General features: G+C 41.6%; 15 protein-coding genes and 2 pseudogenes. 7 read left to right on the top strand and 10 right to left on the bottom strand.

Annotated elements, in window-relative coordinates; translation table 11 throughout:
* Window positions 1–414 precede the first annotated feature (414 nt).
* Window positions 415–1,800, top strand: a complete 1,386-nt coding sequence (locus BWK47_RS13905; protein WP_443081622.1) for a B12-binding domain-containing radical SAM protein — start codon at window positions 415–417, stop codon at window positions 1,798–1,800.
* Window positions 1,801–1,961: 161 nt separating this feature from the next.
* Here BWK47_RS13905 and BWK47_RS13910 read toward each other — a convergent pair whose 3' ends face one another.
* A complete protein-coding gene (locus tag BWK47_RS13910; RefSeq protein WP_204250417.1) occupies window positions 1,962–2,246 on the bottom strand; it encodes a transposase in 285 nt (94 codons plus the stop codon).
* Between the two features lie 429 nt (window positions 2,247–2,675).
* Between BWK47_RS13910 and BWK47_RS13915 the strand changes: the two genes are divergently transcribed.
* From BWK47_RS13915 to BWK47_RS13935, 5 genes are all read left to right on the top strand, one after another.
* Window positions 2,676–3,008, top strand: coding sequence for a hypothetical protein (locus BWK47_RS13915; RefSeq protein WP_162329099.1), 333 nt, complete (start codon window positions 2,676–2,678; stop codon window positions 3,006–3,008).
* 132 nt (window positions 3,009–3,140) lie between these two features.
* Window positions 3,141–3,503: a DUF6717 family protein gene (locus tag BWK47_RS13920; RefSeq protein ID WP_162329100.1), complete on the top strand. Its 363-nt coding sequence runs from the start codon at window positions 3,141–3,143 to the stop codon at window positions 3,501–3,503.
* 86 nt (window positions 3,504–3,589) lie between these two features.
* A complete protein-coding gene (locus BWK47_RS13925) occupies window positions 3,590–3,937 on the top strand; it encodes a hypothetical protein (protein WP_162329101.1) in 348 nt (115 codons plus the stop codon).
* Between the two features lie 3 nt (window positions 3,938–3,940).
* Window positions 3,941–5,263, top strand: coding sequence for a hypothetical protein (locus BWK47_RS13930; RefSeq protein ID WP_162329102.1), 1,323 nt, complete (start codon window positions 3,941–3,943; stop codon window positions 5,261–5,263).
* Window positions 5,264–5,300: 37 nt separating this feature from the next.
* Window positions 5,301–5,549, top strand: a complete 249-nt coding sequence (locus BWK47_RS13935; RefSeq protein WP_162329103.1) for a hypothetical protein — start codon at window positions 5,301–5,303, stop codon at window positions 5,547–5,549.
* Between the two features lie 106 nt (window positions 5,550–5,655).
* On the opposite strand, the gene BWK47_RS13940 is transcribed toward BWK47_RS13935, so the two are convergent.
* From BWK47_RS13940 to tnpA, 3 genes are all read right to left on the bottom strand, one after another.
* A complete protein-coding gene (locus BWK47_RS13940) occupies window positions 5,656–6,024 on the bottom strand; it encodes a DUF5615 family PIN-like protein (protein ID WP_162329104.1) in 369 nt (122 codons plus the stop codon).
* Between the two features lie 56 nt (window positions 6,025–6,080).
* Window positions 6,081–6,374, bottom strand: coding sequence for a DUF433 domain-containing protein (locus BWK47_RS13945; RefSeq protein ID WP_162329105.1), 294 nt, complete (start codon window positions 6,372–6,374; stop codon window positions 6,081–6,083).
* 115 nt (window positions 6,375–6,489) lie between these two features.
* Window positions 6,490–6,891, bottom strand: coding sequence for an IS200/IS605 family transposase (gene tnpA, locus BWK47_RS13950; protein ID WP_162329106.1), 402 nt, complete (start codon window positions 6,889–6,891; stop codon window positions 6,490–6,492).
* A gap of 51 nt (window positions 6,892–6,942) precedes the next feature.
* On the opposite strand from tnpA, the gene BWK47_RS13955 reads away from it, so the two are divergent.
* Window positions 6,943–8,145: an RNA-guided endonuclease InsQ/TnpB family protein gene (locus BWK47_RS13955; protein ID WP_162329107.1), complete on the top strand. Its 1,203-nt coding sequence runs from the start codon at window positions 6,943–6,945 to the stop codon at window positions 8,143–8,145.
* 49 nt (window positions 8,146–8,194) lie between these two features.
* On the opposite strand, the pseudogene BWK47_RS17420 reads toward BWK47_RS13955, so the two are convergent.
* From BWK47_RS17420 to BWK47_RS17425, 6 genes and pseudogenes are all read right to left on the bottom strand, one after another.
* Window positions 8,195–8,302, bottom strand: a pseudogene (locus BWK47_RS17420) (type II toxin-antitoxin system HicA family toxin); the annotation flags it as partial.
* A gap of 114 nt (window positions 8,303–8,416) precedes the next feature.
* On the bottom strand, window positions 8,417–8,626 hold the full coding sequence (locus BWK47_RS13965) for a type II toxin-antitoxin system HicB family antitoxin (protein WP_162329108.1): 210 nt from the start codon (window positions 8,624–8,626) through the stop codon (window positions 8,417–8,419).
* Window positions 8,627–8,789: 163 nt separating this feature from the next.
* Window positions 8,790–9,020, bottom strand: a complete 231-nt coding sequence (locus tag BWK47_RS13970) for a hypothetical protein (RefSeq protein ID WP_162329109.1) — start codon at window positions 9,018–9,020, stop codon at window positions 8,790–8,792.
* Window positions 9,008–9,313, bottom strand: a complete 306-nt coding sequence (locus tag BWK47_RS13975) for a hypothetical protein (RefSeq protein WP_162329110.1) — start codon at window positions 9,311–9,313, stop codon at window positions 9,008–9,010. Before BWK47_RS13975 ends, BWK47_RS13970 begins: the two co-directional genes overlap by 13 nt.
* A 3-nt stretch (window positions 9,314–9,316) precedes the next feature.
* Window positions 9,317–10,570 (bottom strand): CHAT domain-containing protein, encoded by a 1,254-nt coding sequence (locus tag BWK47_RS17185; protein ID WP_237269656.1) that lies wholly within the window; start codon window positions 10,568–10,570, stop codon window positions 9,317–9,319.
* A 513-nt stretch (window positions 10,571–11,083) separates the two neighbouring features.
* Window positions 11,084–11,677, bottom strand: a pseudogene (locus BWK47_RS17425) (tetratricopeptide repeat protein); the annotation flags it as partial.
* Between the last annotated feature and the right edge of the window lies 1 nt (window position 11,678).

Below are 11,678 nucleotides of genomic sequence, written 5' to 3' on the forward strand. Positions count from 1 at the left end.
GTGATGTCCGTGCTGTAAAATTCTCGAATTATCATTAATTATGGTGAAAATTTTATTCTTTTCACCATTTTCCATTCTTCACCCTACTTTTCAAACACACTCTAACAATTTTTTTCAAATACTTGCTTTTTTTACTAGCTCCGAGAATTACTCCGGCGATCGCCATAATCTCATTAGCTAGAAAACTAGGAGTGCCTAACAACAGACTTACCCGGATAGAGTTACAGTTTTGTTAAGATTAGTTACAGGTTAATCCGGCAGGGAAAAGTTAATATTCTTGACGACATTGCAAGAACGGTCGAGTTAATGCCACATAACAAATTAAATGTAGTAGACAAAGAACAGAGTTAGGATACAAACCTTGAAATACCATCTACCATGGAGCACAAGCCAAACGAGTTTGTGAAACGAGCCATGAAAATCGATATCATTATTGTCTACATTCAGCGATATCGAAAGGGACATGAGGTTCATTTTGTCCCGCCGCTGACTGGTATCCATCTTGCTGCCCTGACCCCAGCAAAACATACTGTTCGAGTTATTCACCAACAGGTTGAAACCGTAAATCTAGACAGCGAAGCGGATGTAATTGTCCTCTCCTTCTTCAGTGGTTTTGCCCCGGAAGCATATCGCTTAGCAACGGAATATCGAAAACGGGGCAAGATAACAATCGCGGGTGGTCCTCATGTAACTTTTGCCCCAGAGGAAGCTCTGAGATTTGTGGATAGTATTGTCATCGGTGAAGGGGAGTCGGTCTGGGAGCAAATTTTCCAAGATATCGAACAAAACACTCTTCAGCAGCGATATATTGGTGAAGCAATTCCCCTCAGAAATATCCCCACTCCCCGGTACGACCTGTTACCTCCGCAGTACTTCATTCGACGGGTTGTTCAAGCCACTAGAGGATGTCCATTTACCTGCTCATTCTGCACTGTACCCGTTCTCAATCCCGGCTTTCGTACTCGCCCTGTCGAGGCGGTGCTGAACGACATCCGATACAACAAATTCAAATGGTGGTGGCAACGAAAAACTGTCTGGTTTTGGGATGATAATTTGACGGCAAATAGACCCTATATCAAAGAACTTCTGCGCCAGATGATACCCCTGCGAAAGTGGTGGTTGACCCAAGCAAGTATGGACATCACTAAAGATGACGAGCTGTTAGATTTAATGCGAGACTCTGGTTGCATCGGAATTTTTTTCGGGATTGAGTCATTTGGCCAGGAATCCTTGGAGGATGCGGGAAAACGCCAAAACAAAGTCGCAGAATATCAAAGCAAAATCAAAAAATTGCATGACCGTGGCATTGGCGTGATGGCTGGTTTTATTTCCGGTTTGGATGGAGATACCCCAGAAAGCATCCGGGATATGGCCAACCAACTGGAGGAAATTGGTGTTGATGTGCCATTTTTGAGCATTCTTACTCCCTTCAAAGGTACACGTTCATACTCAAAGATGATGGATACGGATCGGTTGCGTTCTGATTTGGGGTGGGAATTTTACAATGGCTATAATGTCACATTCGTGCCCAATAAAATGACCCCTGCAGAGCTTTTAAAAGCCCACCGAGATTTGTGGAGATCAGCCTTTAGCCTGCAAGCAATTTTTCGTCGGATTGGTAGATCCTTATTTACTTTGCGCGGGGGGGCAATGATGATGTGTAGCATCATGAATCTCTTCTACGGGCTAAAAGCTCTCACAAATAATGAACCGATTAGCTTTGAAGGAACGGATGAATATAAATCAATTCGCGAAACTATCGATTTGATTCCATACAGTCGCCAGAATTCACTAAGTTGATGAGCGCCAACATCTTTGCTGGTTACTAATGGAAAGCAAAGTCCACCCCGCTAAAACTTAGTTTTTTGTGGGGTCATTGGTCATGGCGATCGCCAAAAACTCTACTATGGGTCAACCCTTAACTGTTTTGATTAGCGACAAACCGATCAACCAGTTCAATATCAATAAATTGTCTTGATCAGCTCAGGGGCCAGCAGAATCCCTCCCAAAATAGAAGATGTTAATTGTCCTTGACCTCCTCCTTGAGTGTCAATTTTTTCTCGTTTTACCCATCTTCTTAGGGCGCTTTTTGTCAAACCTATTTCCCTTGCTATTTGGCTTATGGGCTTTCCTGAATCTTCGACAATTTTTACTGCCTCCGATTTCTGTTCACGTGTAAATGTTCGTCTTCGTTTTTGACTCATTTGGACATTCTCCTTGATTTTCGACTCTTTGGATTTGTCCACTTTTTTCAGTCAAGTTCAGTCCTCGTTAAGGGTAGGGAAATGAATTTGTGAAGAAAAAATTCCTTGACTAGGGCTAAAAATAGGTGGCGTTTGATAGACGGTTAATTGCGATAAAACTTGAATAACAGGCTAAATTGCACTCATTGTGATATTCCTCGTCTTTGGCAGAACTGTAGAGTTATCGGCCTATGGGGAAAAGTTATCGAATGTACCTCAACAAAATTAATTTACTGGGCTGAAATCCTTACCCTATCAAAGCTTTGGACATTAATATTTCGCTTATCTAGGGCTCATTCAATGGGAGAGGAAAAATATTTTACTGATTTTGCATAACTTTTTAGCCCCGCCCCCGATAACTACTTGACGGTGGATCAAATCCTGGACCCGAGGCGATCGCCGTTGCCCCAAACCTTTTTTTGAGGAAATTGTATGAAAACCATCCTTTTAGCAGCAGTGCTACTTCTCTCCGCCGGCAGTGCTGTCAATGCCCAGTCCTACAATGGTTACAGCTACGGCAACAGTAATTCCCGCCAGACTTACGGTACCTACACGGGGCGGAATGGCTATCGCAGTAACGTCAATTACAACCAATACGACAACTATGGTTATGGCAGCGTCCGAGATAACCGTGGTAACCGAATGAACTATAACCGCCAACAGGTTGGCAATACCACCTATGACAATTATCGCTTTGACGATGGCACCAGGGTGAATTGCACCACCATGCAAATCGGCAACATGGTTAACCGCAGTTGTCGTTAATATTTGCCAATAAGCAAGTTACCTTCCCTGCCCTGGAGATTAATGAGCCCAAGCAGGGAATATTCGCCAAATAACCTAGTATTTTTTCTGATTTTCTAGGCGATCGCCAACAAATGTCTTCACCATTACCCCATGAAAAATAGCTTATTTGCCATTCAACCCTATTGGCTTGGCCACACCTGGGTATTTGATGCTCCCGAAGTTGGATTAAGCGCAGAACCTTTTGTTTCTGGGGCGGATACCATCTTAACGGAACTTGCCCAACAACACTTAAACCTGAAAGTGGAGCAGGGAGCACAGTTTCAACTCATTTTCAGCCAGGAAGGATTTCCCGGTTTTCACCTCCATCTCCAACGTCAAGAACCAGAATTTGGTGGTTATTGGTATGTTGCGGATACAGGCAAAAGGGGTTGGCTCTGCCCGGCCACGTTATGTTTTTTCCCCGCTGGCCATCCCGACGAACTTTATATCCAGTTACGCCCATTCCTGTCCTAAATAAAATTTTCCATAGCTTTGCATAACATTGCTGAAATTGCCCGATAACTGATCAAGCAAAAACAAAGATTACCACTCTAAAAGTTATGCCCCTCAATTATGATCACATTACCATCGCCAGCAGTAGCAATTCCCAAGGTAAAACCCACAATGACGTTTATCGTTGCCAATACATAATCCGTTCCCAGGCAGGAGATACCTATTTTGCCTTTGAACAAAAGGGAGCTACTCTGCGGAATTTAGCCATCGGGACTAAACTCAAAATTGGCTGGAAATTTGATGGCAACAAAGTAGGTTACCAACGCAAGATAATTAAGTGGTTTAAGGTTTTATCAATGCCTAAAATTACCGAGTATCACTGTCAAACAGGAACCTTTTCCACTCAAGAAATTGATAATGAATACGCAAAAATTTTACAAATAATGGGGAAATAAGTCATGATTTATCGTGGTCTTGCCAGTCATTCCAATGCAGTTAGGGCTTTAATAGCAATTTTGGCAGCCAAAGCTAATGTTGCGCCCCAAAAATATTTTGAACAGCATATCCCTGATCACTTGAAGAACAATTCTGAGAACATTCTCAATTTTATCCAAGTATCTACCGTTTCCCCTCTAGAATCAGGGATGAACACCGTCAATGTTGGCTTAAATGGCCACGAATTACATTTAAAAAATCTGCAAAATCAGCCCCAGGAGGTAATTGATTATATCCGTAGCAGAGCAGGTAATCACCCTGGCTTGAGTGCCCAGGAATTATTTGACAAAGTACCGGATCATTTGAAAGATAGCTCCATAGAAATTTTAGATTTCTTGTCTAAAAACCATGGCGATTTCATTGGTATGGAAGTAAGCCATATTTACAGTAAAGCTAATCATCCCCATCTAGTGGGAGATGCCAATAACATTCTCTTGGAAACAACCCTCGGTAATCCTAACCAAGTGCGGGGTAGTTTGGATATGTCTGATATGGAAGTGGAACAGGTTTTTACTACTGCTAAAAACCGAGCTTTAGCCATCGAAAATTCATATACGGGAGATGACCAAATTTTTCCCCACTCCATTTCTGAGCAGTTGACATCCAACAGCCAAGGATCAGTGGACCTAGCCCTCAGCCATAACTATGATGGATTAACTGATTCTATTCATTTTGCCCTGGAAAGTTTAGCCACAAGCCTTGGGGTTGCATTAAGTTATGCGGTCATAAAAACCTATACTCCTCGGATTATTGCGATTGTTCGTTATCTAATCAGTCACCGCCAAACCCTAATTAAGGATGCCCAAAGTCGAGAAAAGTTCGTGCGGGATTATCTAATGCCCTTGGTCAAAGCAGAAGATGCAGATCAGTTAGGAGTTAGTTTTATTGTCGGGCTAATTTTAGCTTGCATTCCTGGTATTCGGGAATTACTATTAGCCTATGGCTTGGTTTCCCTGTGTAAATTAGCATTGCACCATGTGGAAAAATTCATCCATCATATTGCCCGACGCTATCCCACATTAGCTAAGTTACTCCACTGGGTTGTGGGGGGAATCAAACAATTGGTTAATGCCCTGCATCTCACCCTCACTAAGCTATGGCAAGTGGTGGAGCAAGTTGCAGCTACTGCCTGGACAACCGTTAAACAGGGTGCTCAGATAGCGAGCCAAGCTGTTAAAAAAGTTGTCGGTGTTGCTAAGGATTGCTTGTTTAGTTTATTCAACTGGAGTTGGAATAAGGTTAAGAGTCTATTCCATGGCAATCAACCTCAATTGAATCCGGCTTAGGTTTAATGACATTTCATTTTTGTAAAGGAGATTTACCATGACTAACCTTAAAGATTTGCTCAGGGATGATGACGGTTTTTATGATGATGATGATGAGTATCGAAAAACTCCTATTTCATTCGTTGATTCAAATTCAATGGATTTAGATGCTGATGTTTACGTTGAGGAATATTATGATGACAGGACAATGGATTGGGGCTATTTAGCCGATATGCAAGAAGAAGGTTGGTGGACAAATCCTGATGCTCAAACCACAATTCAAGATGTGATCGGCAAATACGATTAATAATCCTAGCTATTCTGGCAATGGAGAAGCCATTTGTCGTCCCTAATTTTCCTTAAAAGGTGCTACTTGAAGATTGAAACCAGGTAGCACTGTTTCATAATCGAGTTTAAGAAGTTGATAAAAACTGTCCCAAAAAAATAAATTCACTCTTCATATTTTCCAATGTTCTTTGACTAATGAACGCCACAACAGCTCGTACTTGATCGCCAATGACTGTATCCTGCGAAATCAAGGCAATACCACCATGGTTGCGTCCTGTCTCCAAATACTGGGAATGTAGTCGGCAAAAATCACCGATATTGTGGCTATAGATTACCCTTTCCTGAGATGTAGCCCAATCCAATTGCTTAGAATCTGGAAAACCCTCTGTTCCTGCTTCCCGAACACTAATAACGTCAATGTCCTTTGAACGTAAAGCCCTTAATAGGCTGTTGGACATGGCATCTTCGTCTAAATACAAACGAATTTTACTCATAGGTTAGTTTTTGAAGGATCAAAGGATCAAATTAATATTCCTTGCCCTTGCAAAAATCACTGAGTCTTACTATATCTACGTTCCAGCGCCACCGCTTCTAGAGCTTGTTGCTCAATGTCCTGATCAATTTCAGCTTGGTTCGCATAGTAATAGGTCAAGGCCGCATGGACTTCCGCAAGGGAAATATGTCCAACCTCATCGGCAATTTCTTCGGGCGTTAGACCCCGTTCCTTAGACCAAAACACAATTCGTCTGACTGTGACCCCTTTGCCCGTAATATGGGGAACACCACCATGTAACCCCGGTGTACGGGTAATTAAGGTGCCAATATCAACCGATAGCGTGGCCATGGCTTCAATCCTAAAAAAGCTTTTACCTATCATAAAGCCTCACGCAGAAGCCCCTCCTATAAACATCCAATAACTTTTAGCCTTTATCAGAAGAATGGGTTTAAAACCCCCTCCTTCAGGAGGGCTTTAATTGGTTCCGTATGTACATTCTAAGGGTTTCAATGGGAGCCCCGCCAACACTAGATACAAAATAAGACGGACTCCAGAGAGCCTCTTTGCCGTATGGCTTGGGTAAATTAGCCTGTCCATAACGACGGCTAGAAACACCTTTAAGTGCATTTACCATCTGGGATACAGACAACTTAGGTGGAAACTCAATCAAAGCACGAATGTGGTCTGACTCTCCACTAAACTCAATCACCCTGAAATCCATCTTCTTGGCAACATCATTGAAAGATTTTTCAATTACAGCAAGCCCTTCTTGGGTTAAAACTTGCCTACGATACTTGGTTACACAGACCAAGTGAATATTCAGACTGGAAATACTGTTACGCTCTCTGCGTAAGTTGGTTGCCATCTTGCTACAGACCAATTAGTATGGAGTGACATGCCTATTCTACTTTAAGCAATGAAGTTACGGTATCGGTACAGGTTCTACCCTACAGACCAACAGCAACGGAGTTTAGCTCAGTTGTTTGGTTGTGTGCGAGTAGTCTGGAATGATGCTTTAGCTTTTTGTAAAGAGTCGGAAAAACTACCTACTTATACTGAACTTGCTAGTCGATTGACTCAATGCAAGCAGACGGAGGAAAGGGAGTGGCTTGGGGCAGTTTCTGCTGTGCCTTTACAGCAATCCCTGAGGAATCTAAGTACAGCTTACAAGAACTTTTTTGACTCCATCAAAGGCAAACGAAAGGGTTTAAAAGTTAATCCTCCAAGGTTTAAAAGTCGTCGCTCTAAACAGTCGGCTACTTTTACCAACAACGCCTTCGTTGTGAAGGATAACAGCAAGGTTTACCTAGCAAAAATAGGTTTCCTTGATGTGGTCTGGAGTCGGCCCCTACCATCAAAACCTAGTTCTGTAACGGTAATCAAAGATGCGGCCAACCGGTACTTTTTAAGCTTTGTCGTTGAAGTCAACCCAGAACAATTACCCGACAACGGACAGTCCGTAGGGATTGATCTTGGCATCATCGACTTTGCTACATTAAGCACCGGGGAAAAAGTCAAATCTCCCAAACCTTTAAAGGCAAAGTTAAAGCGACTCAGAAAATGTCAGCGCAATCTTGCCCGTAAACAAAAGGGTAGTATGCGACGGGAAAAAGCTCGTTTAAGGGTAGCTAAACTTCATGCCAAGGTAAAAGATACCCGCACTGACTTTTTACACAAATTGTCCACCAAGCTGATCCGTGAGAACCAAACGGTGATTTTGGAGGACTTAAACACCGCCGGGATGATGAAAAACCGTCGTCTCTCCCGTGCTATTTCTGACCTTGGTTGGCGTAGTTTTCGGACAATGCTAGAAGCCAAGGCAGAGATGTATGGCAGGGAATTTCGGACGATTTCCCGTTGGGAACCGACTTCTCAACGTTGCTCCTGCTGTGGTGAAATTGGCGGCAAAAAAGCATTAAATATTCGGGAATGGACTTGCCTCTTTTGTGGAGCAAACCATGACAGAGATGTAAATGCCGCAACTAATATACTAGTCGCCGGAGGGCTTTCGGAGACTTTAAACGGACGTGGAGGAGGGCGTAAGACTACTTTGGTAGCGGCATCCGGTGAAGCGTCAACCCGCCGAAAAGCTATTCAGTTAACTCTGTTTGCTTCGTAGGAATCCCCCGGCTTTAGCCGGGTTGGAGGATGTCAATTGAGTTTGAGTATTAAAAATCTTGGAATCTTACGTCAGCTTGTTTCTCAATAGACTTAAGTGTGCCAATAGGAATAATTTTTCCACTATGAATAGGGACGATCGCCATACGACGGGTAACAGAATTAAATAATTTAAGATGGGAACCAGTTTGGAATACTTCTACAAAACCTTTTTGCTTAGAGGAATTTAATTATATCTTTGGCGGTCAAGCGAGGAGATTTTGGCATTTTAATTATAAAGCAAGTTCCACAATTTCTTGACTGGAGTTAGAAAGTAAAAATTCATCTGGAATAGGTTCTAACATAAGTTGAATTGCATCTCGTAAATTGATAATTGCCACTTCTTTTGTGTCTCCAAAGGATGAAATGTAATTGAGTTCAGGACAAGTTGCTGAGTAAGACTGACTTTCTGAATCCCATTCAATAATAACTCTAATTTTCATTGATTTTACTCCTTTTATTAGTTCATAATATATAGGCTTAGAACCTGTTTATGAAGTCTGATTCTGCCCCCTAAATCCCCCAATACTGGGGGACTTTGACTTAGTTTCCCCCCAAACTTGGGGGGGCAGGGGGGCTTTTCAAACACGCTCTTAATCTGCTTATTTAATGAAGTCGATTAACAAAAGCTCCGACCTCAACATTAACGGAATTGAAGCGGTCATCACTGGGTTGGTAGGAAAGAATTTCCATTCCAATTGGCTCATTGGTAGTGGCATCTTTGATAAGAATAATACCATCGCCCAATTCTGTGGCAATTTGATTAATGCGGGGGGATTGCCAAAAAATGGTTAATAGTTCCATTTCAGGCTCATAATAAACTTTTATTTCTGCCATAGGACTTCTCCTTCTTTAATTGCATCGGTTTGATAAGCTGTAATTAAGAATCCATCTCCGTTGAGTTTTCGAGTAACTACCGCAACCCATCGTTTTTCTTTAAGTATTAAATAAAATAAAAGAATATTAGGGTCTCGGCTACTACGGCGAATTTGATCCGGTTGGCTTAGGGTGGCTTTAACTTCATTTTCTAAACCCAAAATATCAGGATGTTTAAGAATCACCTTTTGCCAATACTCTTCTGAGGTTCTGACAACAAAATCTAGGGGAGTAAAAACTGAAAACTTTATCATTGTTTAATCTGCCTCGCCGATGAGGGTAAAGGCTCCCCAATAGTAGGGTTCGGGATATTGCTCTTTTAATTTGAGCATGGCGTTACGGAGGGCGGTGGCTTTATCCACTCTTTCTGTTTGCCACTGGCGATAAAACTCGGTCATCAACGTTTTGGTGGAAGCATCGTTAACGCTCCATAGGCTAACCAAGACGCTGGGTGCTCCGGCGGCAATGAGGGAACGGGACAGACCAATCACCCCATCCCCAGTAATTTCTCCTTGGCCGGTGTCGCAGGCACTAAGCACTGCAATGCTGGCATTGAGGGGATTATTCTCAAATTGATTGAAGATTTCTTCGGCGGTGATGCGTCCAGGGGTTTGGAATAGGCCATCGTCCGGTGCTCCTGGTTCAGCAGTGAGGTAAATGGCACTCTGGATGCCGTTTTGATCGTTGAAGCTGGCATGGGTGGCAAAGTGCAATATGTCGGCTTTGGGCATTTGGGCGAGAACTTGAGCTTTGGTGGCTTTTTGACCCAGTAGGGGTTGGGTTCCCAGTAGGTTGGCAATGTCGATCGCCTCTTGGCGGGCATTTTCTAGGGAGGCTAATCCTTGGGGATAGGGGTAGGGATTGCCCACTATCAATGGCTGATGGTCTGCTTTATTCTGTTGGGCAATGCGTTGATTTTGTTGGGCGGTTTGGGCCAAAACTTGAATGGACGGGGAGGTGAGGATGGTATGTTTTTCCAGCAAATAAGTACCTTCTTTATCCTGAAGAGCGGGAAATGGCACACCGAATAATGCGCCCTGGGGCATAAAAATTACTTTTTCCGTGGGATTGCGGGGCAATAGGTCGGCAATGGGTTCAATGAGAATTTGATGGAGTTGTTGCAGGGGTGTATTGGTCTTACTGGCAATGCGTTCGAGGCTGACATTTTCCAGGGGGGCTTCCCGCAATGTTTGATCCAAGGTAACGATTCCTTTTTCTTGATCAATAGCGGTTATTTGCCAGGGTTCATCGGTGGGAAATTCTCCTTTTAGTTTGACGTATTCCCCCACAGTAAACTGATTAGTTTCCATGCCTGTTGCACTGCGGTTTGTCTCTTTCTGATCGCCAGGACGTTGGGTTACTATGTTGCGGGCTGATTGAACGATTTCCGACAAATCAAGATTAGCAACGGCTAAATCTACCTCCCTAAATTCTGTTTTGCCGCTAGGCGTAATAACGTATGTGTAGATTTTGTGGACATTATTATTTTTAAAAGTTGCGTAAGTAATCAAACTACTATTTTCATTTTTAGCAATGGCTTTTAGCTCAGCAATACTTGGCTGTTCTGTAGAAATAAATTTATCATTACCACCAAATCTTTTATTAAGTAATTCGACTAAAGCTCTAGCCCTACTTCGCTCGGAAATTTCAATAGCATTATCAATTTTTTTTTCTGCTAATAAACTTTGTTGTAAGTGAAAATAATTATACAAATATTTTTGAAAATATGAAATTTTAAGATCATCGGACAACTCAGCACAATTAACTGATTCATATAAAATAATTGATTTTAAAAGATATTCACTCGAAAAGTTATAATTTGCCTGACCCAATTTTATGTAACCAATATTGCTCATTACTAAAGCTTCAGTTAATCGATCATTTACTTTTATGCTTAAAGTTAAGGCTTTTTGAAGACATCGAAGGCCCCTGTTAATGTGTCCTAAATTGTAGTAAATAAGACCGATATTGTTGAGATTTAAACTTCTTCCTGCCTGGTCATTAATTTTTGTATTTATAAGTAATGCTTGCTTGTAATATTCAATAGATTTCTCCTTAATGTCTAAATCAGAATAGATAATGCCAATGTTATTAAAAATTATTGTTTGAGTTGATAAATCTTCTGCCTTTTTAGCCATATTTAATGCGTTTTGATAATAGGCAAGAGCTGCTTTTTTGTCGCCTAATTCTGAATAAATTCCGGCAATATTATTAAGGCTTAAATTTTCTCCTGAAAAATTACTTGTTTGCCTACTTATGAGCAATGCTTTCTCATAAGCTTGAAAAGCTTTTTTTATTTCTCCTAAATCAAAATAGATAACTCCAATATTATTTAGTGTTGTACCTTCTCCTGCGAGATCATCAGTCTGACGGTTAATAACCAATATTTCTTGATAATATTTAAGAGCTTTTTCTTTTTGTCCTAGCTCTGAATAAATTCTAGCAATATTATTCAAAGTTTTACCCTCACCTAAAAGATCACTAACTTGACGATTAATGAACAATGCTTCTTCATAATATTCAAGAGCTTTTTTCTTTTCACCTAAATGTGAATAAACCATACCAATATTATTTAGAGTTTTACTTTCACCTAAAAGATCACTAACTTGACGATTAATG

Origin of the sequence: Synechocystis sp. CACIAM 05 (genome assembly GCF_010222815.1) — a bacterium.
Lineage (GTDB): Bacteria > Cyanobacteriota > Cyanobacteriia > Cyanobacteriales > Microcystaceae > Synechocystis.